12 protein-coding genes and 1 tRNA gene are annotated in these 16,441 nt (G+C 71.0%); 4 read left to right on the forward strand and 9 right to left on the reverse strand.

All coding sequences use genetic code 11. The features are described 5' to 3' along the window. Positions 1–119: 119 nt before the first annotated feature. Entirely contained in the window at positions 120–419 is a 300-nt protein-coding gene (locus ACIQMJ_RS19540) for a hypothetical protein (RefSeq protein WP_499762383.1), read from the reverse strand. 202 nt (positions 420–621) lie between these two features. Between ACIQMJ_RS19540 and ACIQMJ_RS19545 the strand changes: the two genes are divergently transcribed. Genes ACIQMJ_RS19545 through ACIQMJ_RS19560 form a run of 4 tightly spaced genes read left to right on the forward strand, consistent with a single transcriptional unit; the run spans position 622 to position 6,262 of the window. Then, the gene (locus ACIQMJ_RS19545) at positions 622–1,065 is read left to right on the forward strand and encodes a YbaB/EbfC family nucleoid-associated protein (RefSeq protein ID WP_499762384.1); all 444 of its coding nucleotides are present in this window, start codon (positions 622–624) and stop codon (positions 1,063–1,065) included. A gap of 4 nt (positions 1,066–1,069) precedes the next feature. After that, a complete protein-coding gene (locus tag ACIQMJ_RS19550) occupies positions 1,070–1,375 on the forward strand; it encodes a type VII secretion target (RefSeq protein WP_499762385.1) in 306 nt (101 codons plus the stop codon). Beyond that, positions 1,372–5,859, forward strand: coding sequence for an RHS repeat-associated core domain-containing protein (locus ACIQMJ_RS19555; RefSeq protein ID WP_499762386.1), 4,488 nt, complete (start codon positions 1,372–1,374; stop codon positions 5,857–5,859). Before ACIQMJ_RS19550 ends, ACIQMJ_RS19555 begins: the two co-directional genes overlap by 4 nt. Before the next feature lie 7 nt (positions 5,860–5,866). Further along, positions 5,867–6,262, forward strand: coding sequence for an Imm32 family immunity protein (locus ACIQMJ_RS19560; protein ID WP_499762387.1), 396 nt, complete (start codon positions 5,867–5,869; stop codon positions 6,260–6,262). A gap of 179 nt (positions 6,263–6,441) precedes the next feature. Here ACIQMJ_RS19560 and ACIQMJ_RS19565 read toward each other — a convergent pair whose 3' ends face one another. The 8 genes from ACIQMJ_RS19565 to ACIQMJ_RS19600 form a co-directional block, all read right to left on the reverse strand. Next, positions 6,442–6,843 (reverse strand): PASTA domain-containing protein, encoded by a 402-nt coding sequence (locus tag ACIQMJ_RS19565; protein WP_499762388.1) that lies wholly within the window; start codon positions 6,841–6,843, stop codon positions 6,442–6,444. A 240-nt stretch (positions 6,844–7,083) separates the two neighbouring features. Then, positions 7,084–9,426: a hypothetical protein gene (locus ACIQMJ_RS19570; protein ID WP_499762389.1), complete on the reverse strand. Its 2,343-nt coding sequence runs from the start codon at positions 9,424–9,426 to the stop codon at positions 7,084–7,086. 22 nt (positions 9,427–9,448) lie between these two features. Next, positions 9,449–9,520 (reverse strand) — tRNA-Arg (locus ACIQMJ_RS19575). 295 nt (positions 9,521–9,815) lie between these two features. Then, positions 9,816–11,648, reverse strand: coding sequence for an RICIN domain-containing protein (locus ACIQMJ_RS19580; RefSeq protein ID WP_499762390.1), 1,833 nt, complete (start codon positions 11,646–11,648; stop codon positions 9,816–9,818). Positions 11,649–11,743: 95 nt separating this feature from the next. Then, entirely contained in the window at positions 11,744–13,480 is a 1,737-nt protein-coding gene (locus ACIQMJ_RS19585; protein WP_499762391.1) for an amylo-alpha-1,6-glucosidase, read from the reverse strand. A 14-nt stretch (positions 13,481–13,494) separates the two neighbouring features. Further along, positions 13,495–14,307 carry a carbohydrate ABC transporter permease gene (locus ACIQMJ_RS19590; protein WP_499762392.1) on the reverse strand — a complete coding sequence of 271 codons (813 nt, stop codon included), beginning with the start codon at positions 14,305–14,307 and terminating at the stop codon, positions 13,495–13,497. Continuing rightward, on the reverse strand, positions 14,304–15,185 hold the full coding sequence (locus tag ACIQMJ_RS19595; RefSeq protein ID WP_499762393.1) for a carbohydrate ABC transporter permease: 882 nt from the start codon (positions 15,183–15,185) through the stop codon (positions 14,304–14,306). The genes ACIQMJ_RS19590 and ACIQMJ_RS19595 overlap by 4 nt, the downstream gene beginning before the upstream one ends. Before the next feature lie 4 nt (positions 15,186–15,189). Continuing rightward, the gene (locus ACIQMJ_RS19600; protein WP_499762394.1) at positions 15,190–16,428 is read right to left on the reverse strand and encodes a sugar ABC transporter substrate-binding protein; all 1,239 of its coding nucleotides are present in this window, start codon (positions 16,426–16,428) and stop codon (positions 15,190–15,192) included. Between the last annotated feature and the right edge of the window lie 13 nt (positions 16,429–16,441).

Below are 16,441 nucleotides of genomic sequence, written 5' to 3' on the forward strand. Positions count from 1 at the left end.
ACGGCCGGACCACCGACACCGGTCCTACTCACCGCCGACCACCGAGTGTGGTGCCGGATGGCACCGAGCACGTCAAATCCTGATGAGCGCTTGATGCACCCGGGGCAGGAGGCGACCCATCAGGGATACCAGCGCCATCGCTCGAGGTCGGGCCAGGTGGCGGGCAGGGCGGTGGCGAGGTGGCCGCCGAAGGCGACGGTTCCCTCGTGGGAGGCGTAGGCGATCCACGTGAGCGTGTCGTCGCTCCACACGCCTTCGGCACCGGTGTATCGGGGCGCGACGAGGTCCAAGTCGATGAGGTAGTCCTCCCCGTGCTCGCTCAACTCGGTCACGCGACCACCGCGCGCCGCGCGCAGCGCAGTGCGCACGTGCGTGACGGCCTCCGGCTCGTCCCACATAACCGCCCCGGGCCTGCTCAAGCGCACTCGTCGGGCTCGGGACGCTCATCGGCAGCTGCCCGCTGGTGTGCGTCTGTTCACCCGAACGGCAGATCGAGGGGCGTGGCCACCGGTCGGGGCAAGCGGTTGGGCCGATCCGGTCATCTTGGGAGCGAATCGGCCCGGTGCGTCGTCCCAGGGGCAGTAGCTTGGCCCGATCTCCACGTCACCGGAGGGGGAGCCGATGACCGACCCGTTGGCCAACGTGCAGCGCTTGGTGGACGACTGGGAGCGCAACGCGGAGGAGAAGGCCGCCCGGTACGAGTCGATGCGGCAGGAGGTCGAGCGGATCTCCATCACCGCGTCGGCCGCGAATGGCGCGGTGAGCGTGACCGTCGGCCCGAACGGCATCCCCAGCGCGGTGACCATGACCGACGGGGTGAGCCGGTTGCGGCCGGAGCAGATCGCCGCGGCGGTGATGGAGGCGATGGGCAAGGCCCAGGCCGGCTACCCGGCCGAGCTGGCGCGCATCGTCGGCGAGACGGTGGGCCCGACCCCCTCAGGGCAGCACATCGTCGCCGTCGCCGAGCGGAACTTCCCCCGACCCGAGCCGGACGCGCGACCGTCGACGCCGCCGCGTCGGCCCGGTGACGACGGCGACTTCACCGACGAGAGCTACCTGAGGTGACGCGATGACGGGCTACGAGGCCGTTACCGGGGAGATCGGTGCGCTGGCGGGACGGGTGGAGGGCCTGGCCGACCGGCTGCGCACGGCGGCGGACGCGGCGCGGACGGTGGCGATGAACGATTCCGCCTACGGCGTGGTGTGCCAGCCGTTCGCGATGTTGTTGCAGCCGTTCGAGGAGATGGGCGTGCAGGCGCTCACGACGGCGGCGGAGACGGTGTCGGACAACGCGGCGAAGCTGCGTGAGACCTCCCGCGCCTACGACGACCAGGAGACCGGTGAGTCGGCGCGCTTCGACGGGATGAACACGTGAACAACCCCCTCGTCGCGACGGCGCAGAGCGACACGACCGCGGTCACCGGCATCGGCATCGCCGAATCCGCCAACGACCTGGCGCAGGGCATCTCCGACGGCAGCTGGGTCGCCGCCGGCCTCGGCGGCATCGGTGTCGGCCTCGAAGTGCTGTCCATGGTCATCGACCCCATCGGCACCGTCGCCTCCTACGGCGTGTCGTGGCTGATCGAGCACGTGCAGCCGCTCAAGGAGGCGCTGGACTGGTTCGCCGGCGACCCGCCGGTCATCCGCTCCTTCAGCGAGACCTGGTCCAACGTCGCCGCCGAAGTCGCCCGGGTTGCCGAGGAGCTGGGCAGGCAGGACGCACCCGGCTGGCAGGGCGCGGCGGCCGACACCTACCGCGGCCACGCCGCCCAGACCGCCGACGCCATCGCCGGCGCCGGCTCGCTGGCCGAAGGCGTAGGCGCGGGTGTGATGATCATGGGCGAGGTCGTCGCCGCGGTCCGCGAGATCATCCGCGACCTCGTCGCCGAAGTCGTCGGCAAACTCATCACCTGGGCGCTCGAAGCCGTGGCCACCCTCGGCCTGGCCACCCCGCTCATCGTCGCGCAGGCCACCTCCACCATCGCCAAGGTCTGCAACCGCATCTCCGACCTGGTCCGCAAGCTCGTCAAGACCATCGGCAACGTCACCCCGCGCATCCGCAAGGTCCTCGACAAGCTCGGCGAGATCATGGAGAAGCTGGGCAAACTCGGCCGCAAAGCCGACGGCCCCGGCACCCATGGCGTCACCAGCCCGTCAAGCGCACCCAGCGCACCCGACGCACCCACCGTCAAGGGCCCGGACGGCACCACCAGCCCGTCGAGCACACCGGACACGACCTCGCCCTCCGGCACCACCTCGCCCTCGAGCACCACCTCGCCCTCCGGGACGACGTCGCCATCGAGCACACCGTCACCGGACACCGCGTCTCCGGACACGACACCCGGTGGCGCCAACGGCACCGGATCGGCACCACCCGGCTCCGGCAGGCCGCGCTCGAGCAGTCCCGACCGGCCGAGCCTGCGCGAGGACACCCCCAACCCGCGCGACCGGGCGCAGCCCCCCGAGGGGCGCTGCGAGGGCCGCGAGCCGATCGACCTCGCCTCCGGTGAGATGTACCTGGCGCAGATCGACGTCGACCTGCCCGGCGTGCTGTCGCTGTTGATCGGACGCGTGCACGTGTCGTCGTACCGCGCCGGACGGCTGTTCGGCCCGTCGTGGGCCTCGACGCTGGACCAGAGGCTGGAAGTGGACGACCACGGCGTGCACTTCGCCGACCCGGACGGCGTCGTGCTCGTCTACCCGCTCCCGCCGAGCAGCGGCGCCCCTGTGCTACCGGTGGAGGGTGCGCGGTGGTCGTTGGCGCGTACCGACTCCGGCTATGTGATCACCCAACCCAAGACCGGACGGTCGCTGCACTTCCCGGACGCGGCCCACGCACCGATCAGCGCGATCACCGACCGCAATGGCAACCGGGTCGACTTCGAGTACGCGGGGGCGGTGCCATCCCGGATCCGGCACAGCGGTGGCTACGACATCGCTGTGGACACCGAGAACGGCCACGTCACCGGACTGAGGCTGGTCGGCCCGGCGGGCAGCGAGATCACGCTGGTCTCCTACCGCTACGACGACGACCGGCTCACCGAGGTGCTGAACTCCTCCGGCGCGGCGCTGCGGTTCGAGTACGACCACGCGGGACGGATCACCAGGTGGATCGACCGCAACGGGGAGTGGTACGGCTACGAGTACGACCACAACGGCCGCTGCGTGCGCACCACCGGCTCGGGTGGCGCGCTGACCGGCGAAGTGGAGTACGACCCAGCGGCCGGCGTCACCCGAGAGATCGACTCACTCGGACACGTCACCCACCACCACTTCAACGACGTCCGCCAACTGGTGCGGCGGGTGGATCCCCTCGGCAACCAGACGCTGTTCCAGTGGGACCGCTACGACCGGCTCGTGTCCACCACCGACGCGCTCGGCCTCACGACGTCGTACCTGCGTGACGACGACGGCGAGATCCTGGTGCTGACCCGGCCCGACGGCACGCAGCTGCTCGCCGAGTACAACGAGTTCGGCCAACCCACCCGTCAGGTGGACCCCGACGGCGCCGTGTGGCTGAAGGACTACGACTCACGGGGCAACCTGGTCGCGGTGACGGACCCGAGCGGCGCGGTGACCCGCTACGAGTACAGCGGGAACGGTGGCCTGACCGCCGTGGTGGACGCGGCGGGCGGCACGCAGCGGACCGAGGTGGACGCCACCGGGCTGCCGATCGCCGTCACCGACGCCCGCGGCGCCACCACCCGCTACACCCGCGACGCCCTGGGACGCGTGCGGCAGATCCTCGACTCGACCGGCGGGGTCACCGCGCTGTCGTGGACGGTCGAGGGCAAGCTCCTCGCCCGCACCCACCCGGACGGGTCGAGCGAGTCGTGGCGCTACGACGCCGAGGGCAACGAGGTCGAGCACGTCGACCGGGTCGGGCAGCGGACGAGCACGCGCCCCACTCACTTCGACCTGCCCGCCGAGCGGATCCTGCCGGACGGCAGCACCCTCCGCTTCGCCTACGACACCGAGCTCAGGCTGGTGTCGGTGACCGACCAGACGGGCTCGGCCTGGCGGTACGAGTACGACGCCGCAGGCAGGCTGGTGCGCGAGATCGGCTACGGCGGCCAGACCCTCGAATACACCCGTGACGCCGCCGGGCGGGTCGTGCGGCGGTCGCACGGGCCGGACGACCACATCGGGTTCGAACTCGACCCGCTAGGCCGGGTCCTCACCCGCTCGACACCGACCGGCACGTCCCGATTCCGGTACGACGAGGCCGGTCGCGTGGTGTGGGCGGCGAACGGGCACGCGGAAACCGCGTTCCGCCGCGACGCCCTGGGCCGGGTGGTCGAGGAGAGCACCAACGGGCGCACGTTGGTGTCCCGGTACGACGCGGTCGGTCGGCGCGTGAGCCGGGTCACCCCCACCGGCGCCCGATCCGACTGGACGTACGACCCGTCGCACCTGCCGACGGCCTTGCGGGGCGGCGTCCACACCCTGGAGTTCGCCCACGACGCGGCAGGGCGTGAAGTAGGTCGCCGGTTCGGATCCGCCGTGCTGGCCCAGCGCTGGGACGCCGCCGGCAGGCTGGCCGACCAAGATATGTCCGTTGTGGATGGATCCGGCGCGAAGCGGCGGGTCGCGCACCGCCGGTACCACTACCGCGCCGACGGCTACCTCACGGCGGTCGAGGAGCCCGCGGGCCCACGGACCTACGACCTCGACCCGCTCGGCCGGGTCGTCTCCGTGCACGGCCCGCACTGGTCGGAGCAGTACGCGTACGACCCGACAGGCAACCTGACCCACGTCGGAATCCCCGGGGCGGAACCTGCCCCGTTCATTTACGAGGGCACGCTGTTGCGCCAGGCGGGGCGGACCCGCTTCGACCACGACCGCCGCGGCCGGGTCGTGCGGCGGGTGCGGAGCAGGCTCTCGCGCAAGCCGGACGTCTGGCACTACACCTGGGACGCCGAGGACCGGCTGACCGAGGTCGTCACACCGGACCAAGCGCGCTGGCGTTACACCTACGACGCGATGGGCAGGCGCATCGCCAAGCAGCGGACCGGTCCGGCGGGGGAGGTGGTGGAGCGGACGGAGTTCGTCTGGGACGGCACGGTGCTCGCCGAGCAGATCGAAGCCCTCCAGGCGATGACCTGGGACCACGACACGACCGGGATGCGACCGGTGGCGCAGCGACTGCGGGTCCCCACCCACGACGCCGCATGGGTGGACCGCGAGTTCCACTCGATCGTCACCGACCTCGTCGGCACCCCCGCCGAACTCGTCGCACCGAACGGTCACGTAGTGCGCCAGGAGCAGACCACGCTGTGGGGTCGAACGGTGCACCCGACCACGCCATTGCGGTTCCCGGGCCAGTACCACGACCGCGAGTCCGGCCTGCACTACAACTACTCGCGCTACTACGACCCGGAGGTCGCGCGGTACGTCACCGACGACCCGCTGGGCATCCGCCCGTCCCCGAACCCCCGCGCCTACGTGCCGAACCCGACGCGGTTCATCGACCCACTGGGCCTCTCCCCCGCGCCGGGTGGCTCGCACGCGCTCGGCACCGGCTCGCACACCAACCCGCCGCCGCCCCGGATCCCCGGCCCGATCTCGATGGACGAAGCGGTCGAACTGGGCGCCCGGCACGCCGGCGACAACGCCCGGGTCGTTCCCTCCGGCAGCGGCGGCTACCAGTTCATCGGCACCTCCACCGACAGCGCGGGCAACCGGATCGCCAGCGTGGCGCGCTTCGACATCAACCCGGCCAGCCCGCACGTGCAACAACTCGGGCCGCACCTGAACCTAGAGACGCAGGTCAACGGCAACCCGGTACGCTCGGGCCCGTACAACGACCCGCACATCCCGATCGACCCGTCCACGATCCGGCCGGGTGACATACCGTGAGAAGGCCATGATCGTCGCACTGTCCACGACCACGAACGAGGCGGCGCTGTCCGGGACGCCGCAGGAGTACGCCGAACTCGCGACGGCGCTGGAACGCGGTCAAGGCCGGTTCGCACTGGTCACCACGGAGAGCGTCGCCCCCTACGGTGTGGCGCTGGAGACGTTGTCCGTGGAGGCGGTGGACACGCCAACCGTCCGGATCACCGTCGACCGCACGGCGCTCGACCTGGCGATCCGCGGCCCGGAGCGGCACCTGGCCACCCTCGGCGTGATCGTCCGGGCCAGCGCCGATTCGGGCGACCCGAACGGGCACGTGCACCTGGAAGGCTTCGAGGGGCACGACTTCCTCGCGGAGGACTCCTTCTCCCTGACCGTCCACGACGCGGTCGAACCGACCCCATGACCCCTCCCGGACCACTCACCCCGGTCCGGGAGCTTGTCCCGCTCGAGAAGTCATCGCCGCTGGTGGAGCGAGGGCACCACCGCGGCCCTCTTGGCTGGGTAGGTCATGCTCCCGGGCCGGGCGAACCGGGGCCGTCATGTTTCTTTCACAGCGGGCAGCGCACGAGGGCCCCTCGCGTTCTACTCGTCGGTCTTCTTCGCGGACAGCAGGATCTGGGTGTTGCAGTCCACGACCTGGCCGGCGGCGACGCTCTGCGCAGTGGTGGTCCAGTTGCGGTCGACGACCAGCATGCGGCCCTGCCCCGTGGCGTCCTCCTCGCGGAGCATGTACAGCCCGGCGGCCTGCATGGTGTCCTGAGCGGTCTGATGGACCATGCCGACCACGTCCGGGACGGTGCAGGTCTTCGAGGCCGGCGCGGACACGGCTTCGGCGGCGGTCGTGGTGGTGACCGGCGCCGTCGTGGCGGGCGGCGCGACCACGGTCTCGGTCTTGGTCTGCACGGGCGCGGCAGCGGGCGGCGTCGGGGAACAGCCGGCAAGCAACGCGGCGCTCGCCAGCGCGAGGGCCAAGCGGATCTTCAAGAGGGAACCTCTCCTGCGGGGTGCTGTCGCCCCGGGATGTCGCACGCGGAGCGAGCCGTGTTACTCCACCAGGTGCATGGCGGTCCGCCTCCCTTGCCGTCCGAGGCGGGCGGCCTCGTCCACGTCGGTCAACTCGGCCTCGATCCAGTTCACGCCACCGGGAGCGCAGGGCCTTGAGGAGGTCGGGGAACTCGGCGTGGCGTTTGCTGCGCCGAATGCGGTAGTGGATCTTCCCGGTGGTCAGGTCCAGTGCGGCGAGCATGTGCCCGACGCGGGGGTGGCGGAGGGGGTCAGGAGCGGGTGGGTGTTCTCGGCCCAGCCGAGGAAGCGCACGGCCGTGCCGTGCTGCACGGTTCCGGTTGGCGTGAAACGGCCACCGTGGAGCACGTGCAGCAGACCTTCGACCGCCGGTCCGAGTGCGGTGCCGCGCGCCTCGCCCGCCAGCCTCTCCGCGTGGGCGAGCTGCACGGCGGGCTCGCAGAAGGCGAGCAGGAACAGGGCTTGTCGCCACGCGTACGCCGCGTTCTTCACCTGGATCAGCGCCGCGTGCCGGTGGGCCGCGCGCTGGGTCAGCCTGCGGACGATCCAGCCGAACGCCTGCCACGCGAGTTCCGGCGCGAGTTCGCGCAGCTCGCCGGTCAGGTTCAGGCCGTCGACCAGAACGGCGAGGTTGTGCGTGGTCAGGATCTGGCTCTGCTCCAGCACCATGCCGTTCGCCGCCGTGGAGCCGCCGGAGGTGCCCGCCCGCTCCCGGCACAGCGCCGAGAAGTCCTCGGCGGTGTGCGTGCCCCAACGCAGCCTTCTCTTGCGCGGCGGCTCGGGCCAGTCCGTCGGCAGGTCGTAGTAGTTCGCGTAGAGCGTGCCGGCCAGCAGACGGCTCGCCACCGCGCCGGCATCGCGCCATTTGGTGGTGAACGTGCCCGTGAAGATGTCCGCGGCCACTTCCTCCACGAGCGGCAGTTCCAGCCCTGCCTGCTTCGCCAGCATCCTCAGCTCGGTCACCAGCGGGTTCGGCAGCAGTGCGTGCGGGAACGCGGTGAGCGCCAGCACCGTGGTCTGCCGCAGGGCGCGATGTGCGGCCGCGGCGTTGTCCGGCTTGGGCGAGCGGCAGGGGGCGAGCGCGGCCACCCAGGGCAGCTCGGTGAACCGCACCTGGTGTTCGAGGTTGAGCAGCAGCAGGCCGCGGCGACGCCGGAACGCCGTGTAGGTCTGCTCGTGCAGCCCCGCCACGACCGGGTCGTCGATCGCCGCGCTCAGCAGGCGTGAGGTGAGTTGCGGCAGCACGATCGCCAGCGTCTCCCCCGACGTGATCACGCCGAGGCGCACCAGCTCGTCCACCGGTGCTTCGAGGGACCGCGCCGCCTTGTGCACCAGGTGGTCCGGCATCGTCGCGCCGTGCGGGATTTCGTCGGTCGCCTCGGCTTCGGACACCTCGGCCGTCGCGACGTCGAGCGACGGCAGACCTCCGTCCGTCGGGTACCGGTCCAGCCTGCCCGCGAGCACGCCGGCGAGTGCGGCGTGGGTCGGCGCCGCGACGGTGGCCACCTGGGCGGTGCGCCACGCGTCGCGTTGCCCGGTTCCCGGAGCGCCCCGGTGGCTCACCGTGCTCGCGATGACGCGGCGGATCCAACCGACCTCCCGCGCGGTGAGCGCGTCGCTGCCGTCCGGGCAGGACTCCAGTGCGCTGCGCAGTCTCGCGAAGTTGCTCTTCGGGTTGGTCTGCCTGCCCGAGGGTGCGTGGGTGCGGGACGTTTCGGCGAAGTCCGCGAGCCACTCGGTCCTGGCCGCCGCCCAGTCCGCGGGCCATGTCCGGCACGGCCAGCCGCCGCGCACGGTCCCGTCCTCCTCGAGGTGCGGCAGCTCGTCGTCGACGGTGCGGCACCACAGCGCGACCAGCCGGTCGTACAGCGGATCCCACACGGTCAGCGCGTCGCGCATCTTGGCGAGCTGCACCGGCACGCGCGTGGAACGCAGCGACGCGGCGGCTTCCTCCACCGAGGTGAGGCGGACGGCGGCATCCGAAGGCCGGGCGATCGGTTCGAACCGTGGCGTCAGCCGCAGCCGGTGCATCAACGGGCGCAGTTCGGCGACCAGGTCGAGCGCCTGCTCCGGGAAACCCTTGTCCAGCAGCAACGCCACGACGGGCAGCGCCGCGTCCTCCGGGACCTCGACCCGGTAGTGCCCGCTGCGGATCGCGTCCAGCAGCTCGGCCTGGCCGGCGTCACCGAGGTACCAGGAGTTGAGCCGTTCCCGGTCGTTCCTGCCGGGCACGTCGTCCGGGAGGGCGGCGACGCGGGCCGCTTCGTCCTCGGACAGCCGCACCTCGGCCAGGTACCTGCCGGTCGCGAATCCGCCGTGCGCGACCTCGAGCGTCACCCACGCCGGGGTGTCCGCGACCGGGGTGCGGGAGCCGACCGTGAGCGTGCCGTCGGTCATCCCGATGACGACGTCCTCCCAGCGCCGCAGCTTGCGCAGCGCCCGCTCGCGGTCGGCCGCGGTACCCGCGGCGACCGCCGCGGCCAGTGCCCGCGCCAGCTGACCGGTCGCGTAGCCGGACGAAGCGGTGTGGACCTGGTCGGACACTGCGGACTCCACGGTTGATCGGCCATGGAGGCGGGGATCGAACCCGCGCCCTCCCCGTCCGAAGCGGGGCGATCTGCCACTGATCTACTCCATGAGGTGGGCGGATCGTACCGACCACGCACGCAGGCCGCTCCCGATTTACCCGAACGACCATGACCGCCGACCTCGACGGCGAGTCCGAGCTGATCGCGCCGACGCTCACGGCCGACCACACGTCCGCACATGCCGATGTGCGGGTGTTCAGGTGCCAGGGGAACGGTTCGCGGAACCGATCTCGAAGTCCGGGTACGACCAACTACCACCCGAGACCCGACATCACCCTCCACGGTGGAGGGTGGTGCGCGGCACCGGGTTCGTGGGCACGAGCCCGGTGCCGCGCGGCGTGGCCGCTACCGCCCCCAGAGCCGCCAGGTCTGGTTGCGCGGGCTGCTCTGGCCGGCCGGGTTGCAGGTCCACTGGTGGATGGAAGCGCGCGCCGCGGTGGAGATCTCGCTGACGTCGACGCACTTGCCGCTGTGCCGGGCCACGAGCTGGTAGTCGTGGGAGTCGTTGCCCGAGTAGGTGACCTTCCGCAGCGCGAACTGCTGGTTCTGCGCGTCGGCGAGGCAGGTCCACTGCTGGACGGCGGCTCCGTCGGCCGTGGACCTCCCGTTGACGTCAAGGCACTTGCCGGTCTGCTGGTTGACGACGGTGTAGGTGTTGGCGACCCCGGCCACCGGCCGGAAGTTCCACAGCTGCTGGTCGCCGCCCTCGCAGTGGAACTGCTGCTGCCGGTTGCCGTCGGCGGTGCTCAGGTTGGTGTTGTCCAGGCACTGCTGCGAGTGCTGGGCGACGGCCACGGACTGGAAGCCGCCGTCGGACGGCGGGAGGAGTGTCACGGTGAAGGATTCGTCGGCGTTGGTGTGGGGAAGGTTGACCGTCGTGGCGTTGTTGGACAGCGTCACGACGGAGTTGCCGATCGTCACAGGACCCTGGACCGCGCCGCCCCCGTTGTACGGGATGCGCTGGACGACCACCCGCACCCGGTTGTCCTGCACGATCCCGCTGGTGGCGTCGAGTCGCTGGAGGTTGACGGCGACGTTGCCCGTGGTGCCGCCACCGCCGACCAGGATCTTCGCGACGCCGGACGTCTTCGTGACGAACGCGTCGTAGGCCGGACTTGGCGTGACGGAGACGATCTCCCCGGTCTGCGAGCCGTAGTAGCGGTACACCCACCACTCGCCCTTGGGCTGGTGCACGCCGGCGGAGTTGCGGACCAGCAGGTTGCCCAGGTCGTTGTGCAGGTTCCCGGCGCTGGCCCAGTTGGCGCGCAGCCCGTCGGCTCCGGCTCGTTCCAGGCGCGCGATGTACCAGGAGCCGTCACCGGGGTTCTGCTCGGTCGTCCAGCCGTACTCGTTGATCTGGTAGGGGCGGGGGTGCGGAATGCCGCGTCGGCCAAGGGTGGTGTTCGCCGCCGCCACGTTGGCGACCGGGTCGCTGGGCAGGGAGTGCCAGCTGATGATGTCGGGGACGGTGTCGGACGAGTGGATGAAGTCGAGGTACTGGTTCCACCACGCCCCGTCCGTCGTCGGGACGCCGGCGAAGCTCGGGCCCACGATCAACTGCTGCGGGAACGCGGTACGGACGCGATCGTACGTGCGGCGCCACAGCTCGAAGTACTGCTCCTGCGACCGCTTCCAGAACAGGTCCAGGTTCGGTTCGTTCCACAGGTCCCACTGCACCGGCACGCCCGTGGCCCGCACGTCGTCGATCAGGCGGGTGAGGAACCTGTCGTAGTCGGTCCAGTCGCCGTTGTCACCCGGGAAGCGGGTGATCGGGTAGCCGTCGGCGCCCCAGAGGTCGTGCACCAGCAGGATGAACTCGCCGCCCAGCGACCGGGTGCGCAGCAGTTGGGCCCGGGTGGCGTTCCACCGGCGGTCGTACTTGCCCGCGACCCAGCCGCCGGGGCCGTCGAGCTGGGCGCCGCCGGCGCGCATGTACCGGAACTTGAGGTCGCGGTAGAAGTGGTCCGCGGGACCGGTCGCGTCCTCGGTCATGCCGTAGATCCACCCGGAGGCCCGGTAGGTCGGGGCACCGCCGGCGATGGAGAAGTTGACGGAGATCGACTCGTCCCCGGCCAGGGCGGCCGGTGCGGGTGCCACCACCGCCGAAAGCGCGGCTGCGGCCACTGCGGTGATCGCCGCGAGGCAGCGGCCTCGCCGTCGTGCGGGTGTGAGGGACATGCGTGACTCCTTTGTCAGGTGTGGTGGGCGTGCGAGGTCGGGGGTTCGGCGTTGAACCCCGTTGTCCCCGGGGGGCTCCGATCGGATCGGTTCGCCTACCCCGCTGACGTGGTGAGGTGTTCCGCAGCGCCGTCCGTCAGTCGGCCCTCGGCGTCCGCGGCGAGCAGCAGGTAGGCGCCGGCGGTCCAGGTGTAGGCGCGGTCGCGCAAACCCTCGCCGGTGAGGGCGTCGAAGTTCTCGGCGAAGCCGCTCTTCTCGCACACCGCGCGGAAGCGGGCGCTGACCTGGTCGGCGAGGTCGACCGCGCCGCCTCGGCGGAGGCCGTCTTCGACGAGCACGGTCGAGGGCGCCCACACCGGGCCGCGCCAGTAGCCGTCGGCCTCGTAGTGGGGCGAGTCGGGCCGTTCGGTGGCGGGGCCGACGGCGGTCAGGTGCCGGGTGACGCCCTCGGCGAGCTTGGCGTGCACGTCGGGAGGCAGGTCGGCGCCCAGGACGACGGGCATGAGGTCGAGCAGGCTCGCCGTGGTGCGCGACGTGCCGTCGAGGGCGCGGCTGGTGAACGCCGTCCCGTCCCACAGCGTCGTCAGCATCGAGTCCAGCATCGCCGCGGCTTCCCGCTCCCACCGCGTGGCGGCGGCCTGGTCGCCGATCTCGCCGGCCAGTCGGGCGAGTTCCCGCATCTGCACCACGAGGAAGGCCGCGAGGTCGGCGGACTGGACGAGCTGTTGCCCGTCGAAGACGGTGGAGTTGTCCCAGCCGCTGTCGTTGCCGTGCTCGTAGTGCGGGAACGGCTCGCCCGGCGCGCGGCGGTGGTCGAGCCAGAACCTCGTCCACGCCTCCAGCTGCCGGTACAGCAGCGGTAGTTCGGTGGTCGGGATGCCACCCGGCAGCCTGGATCGCAGCTTGGTCACCGCCCAGCCGTGGATGGGTGGTTTGACGAAGTTGTGCAGGACCTCGGCGTGGGTGATCGAGTCCGGCAGTGCCCCTTCGGGGGTCTGGTGGTCGAGCACCACCTGGAGCTGGTCCCACGCCAGTCCGGGTGCCCCCGGCGCGAGGGCGAGGGCGTTGAAGCAGTGGTCCCAGCTCCAGACCTTGTCCATCCAGTTCTTCGACATCAGCACCGCGGGGCGACGGAGGAAACCCGCCGGGCTCACCGTGGCCGACCACAGCACATAACAGGCGAGTTCGGCGGCCGGGGTGCGGGCGGAGCGCCAAGGGGCGACCGCGTCCGCGAACCGCGCGAAGGAACGCCGTGAGGCGTCCACCACCTCGGAGAACGTCGCGGCGGTGGAGTACCGCCCGCGCGTGGTCGTCATCTCCTCCACCACGAGTTCCCACTCCCCGCCGTCCCCGCCGACGACGACCGCCCGTTCCGCCGTGCCGAGCGCAGAGGCACCGGCCGAGCCCTCATGCCCTGCCAGCACGGTGACCCGGTAGCGGTGGCCTGTCTCGTAGGAGGTGAAGACGTACGACGAGGTCACGGGGTCGTGGAAGAAGTGGGTTCCGGTGAAGGGCGTGAGGGTCTCGTCCGCCGCGGCGATGCGCAGGCCCAGGCCGTCACCGGAGATCCGGAGCGCCGTGGGTGACTCGAACGCCGCCGCGACCCGTCCCCGGCCCGCGCTCCACGTGAGCAGCGCGGGGTCGGCTTTGACCTCGGCGGAGACCCTGGCACCGGACAGCACCGGCACCAGGGACAGCACCGCGTGCATGCCGTTGCGGTGGGACACGAGGTGCAGGTCCTCGGCGTACTCGGCGAGCCCCACCACCGCGGAGATGCCGAACCACGCCCCCGAGTGGCTGAACGGGATCTCCCGCACCGAGAAGTCGTCCACAAGTTCCCCCTTGGTCAGTCTTTGACGGCACCCGACGTGATGCCCGCGGCGACGAAGCGCTGGGCCAGCACGAGCAGCACGGTGGCGGGAACGGAGGCGACCACGGCGGTGGCCATGATCGCGTTCCACTCCTGGTTGTTGTTGCCGATGTAGCGGTAGATGCCGAGCGTCAGCGGTTGCATCGATCCCCCGCTGTCCAGCGTCGCGGCGAACACGAAGTCCGACCACGCCCACAGGAACGCGAACAGCCCGGCGGTGACGACCCCGTTGCGGCTCGCGGGCAGCACCACGGACCAGAACGTGCGGAACGGTCCCGCGCCGTCGATGCGCGCCGCCTGCACGATCTCGTCGGGCACCGAGGACATGAACGAGGTCAGGATCAGCACGGCGAACGGCACCGCGATCGTGGAGTCGGCGAAGACCAGGCCCCACACCGTGTTCGTGATGCCGAGCTTGACGTAGATGCCGTACAGCCCCAGCGCCATGATGATGCCGGGGATCATCTGGGCGACCAGCAGCACGAACGTCAGCGGTCCCCGGCCGCGCGGACGCAGCTTCGCCAGCGAGTACGCCGCGGGCGCGGCCAGCACCAGCGTCAGCACCACGGTCCCGAGCCCGACCAGCAGGCTCGTCCCGAAGTACGGCAACTGCTCGTCCAGCACCCGCGCGTACCCGTCGAACGTCGGGCTGACCGGGAACAGGTCCGGCGGTGACTTGCGCATCGCCTCCGGCGGCGTGAGCGAGACGTTGACCATCCAGTAGACCGGGAACAGCATCACGCCGGTGAGCAGCAGCCCCACCGCGGTCCGCCACCAGGTGCGGGTCATGACGCCTCCTGCCGGCGTTGCACCCGCACGTACACCAGGCCGGCGACCACGGCGAGCAGGATGAGCACGTTGCCCACCGCCGAGCTGGGCCCGAAGCGGGGCAGCATGCTGCCGAACCCGAGTTCGTAGGACCAGGTGGCCAGGGTGGTGGACGACCCGCTGGGGCCGCCGCGCGTCATGATCCAGATGATGTCGAAGACCTTCAGCGTGTAGACCAGGCCGAGCAGGAGCGTGACCGTGGAAACGGACCGCAGCATCGGGAAGGTGACGTGCCGGAACGTCTGCCAGGAACTCGCACCGTCCAAAGAGGACGCCTCGTGCACCTCGGCCGGGATGTTGCGCAACCCGCTGTACAGCACCACCAGGTTGAACGGGATACCGATCCAGATGTTGGCGACGATCACCGACACCAGCGACCAGTCCGGCGAGGTCAACCAGTTCACCCCGTCGAACCCGAACCGCGACAGGGCCGCGTTCACCACGCCCGCTTCGCTGTTGAACATCCACGCCCACGTCGACGCCGACACGATCAACGGCAGCAGCCACGGCACCAGGAACAGCGCCCGCAGCGTCGCCGACAGCCGGAAGTGGCGGGAGAAGAACACCGCCAGCGCCAACCCGATCGCGTACTGGAACACCAGCGACACCACCGTGAACACGACCGTGTTCAGCACCGCCGTGCGGAACACCGGATCGGTGAACACGGTGATGTAGTTGGCCAGTCCCGTCACCGGCGCGCCACCGTGCACGAAAGTGCGCACGGTGTAGTCGCGCAGGCTCAGGTCGAGGGTCGTCAGCAGCGGGTAGCCGTAGCACAGGAGCAGGTAGGCGACCAGCGGGGCGAGGAACGCCCAGCCGACGAGGTTTCGACGGACCACTGCGCTACTTCGCCGACGCCGCGGCGGCCTGGGCGTCCTTCAGGGCGTCGGCGGCCGGCTTCGACCCGGTCAGCACCGCCTGCACCGCGGTCCACAGCGGCTGCGAGATCCGCGGGTAGCGGGTACCCAGACCATCACCGGTGCGACCCTTCGCGGCCTGCACCGCATCGACCCACACCGTCAACTCCGGCTTCGCGGCGACCTGCTGCTGCCGCACCGATTCGATCGCGGAGACGTAGGTCAGCGCCGTGTCGGTGGCCAGCACGGTGTCCGCGCCGGTCAGGCAGTTGGCGATCTTCGCCGCGGTCGCCTCGCGGTCCGCCGAGCCCTGCACCGGCACGGTGACGAACTCGCCGCCGGTCGGCGCGGGCGCGACGCCGCCGTCACGGGACGGGATCGGGATGACGCCGTACTCGAAGCCCAGCTTCGCGGCGTTGCCGAGCTGCCAGGTGCCGTTCTCGGCGAACGCGTACTCGCCGGTGGCGAACTCCTGCCAACTGGTGGTCTGCGTGTTGCCCACGACCGAGTTCGGCGCATACCCCTTGTCCAGCCAGGACTTCCACAGCTCCACCGCCGCCACGGCCTGCGCCGAGGACAGGTCGGTCAGCTGCGCGCCCGCGCCCCAGAACCACGGCAGGAACTGGAACGAACCCTCCTCGGTGCCGATGGCGGAGAACGTGATGCCCTTCTTGCCCGCACCGGCGACCTTGGCCATCGCCGCGTCCAGCGACGCCCAGTCCTTCAGCGCGGTCGGGTCCACGCCGACCTGCGCCAGCACCGCCTTGTTGTAGTACAGCGCCAGCGTGTTCGCCCCGATCGGCACACCGTACGTCTTGCCACCCGCCTCACCGGCCGCCACCAGGTTGGGCGAGACCTGAGACGCGTCCAGGCCGGTGTCCTCGTTGGCCTTCAGCACCCCGCCTTCGGCGAGCGTGGAGACCACCGGGTTGTCCACGACCAGCACGTTGGGCGCGGTGCCCTGCTGCGCGGCGAGCAGCACCTTGTTGGTCAGGTCGGAAGTGTCGTACGCCTGGCGCAGGACCCCCACGCCGGCCTCCGCCCCGCACTTCTCGATCACCTTCGCCCAGTCCGAGGTCCCGTCGAACTGCGGGTACGGGTCCCACACCGCGAACGAGGCAGGGCTGTCACCACCCGTGTCCCCGCCCGAGGAACACGCGGCCAGGGACAGTCCCGCCGCCACCAGGGCGACGGTCACGCGTCGGCTGAACGGGGAGCGCTTCATCGCGGAGGGTCCT

This window comes from Actinosynnema sp. NPDC091369 (genome assembly GCF_044757065.1).
In the GTDB taxonomy this organism is placed as follows: Bacteria; Actinomycetota; Actinomycetes; order Mycobacteriales; family Pseudonocardiaceae; genus Actinosynnema.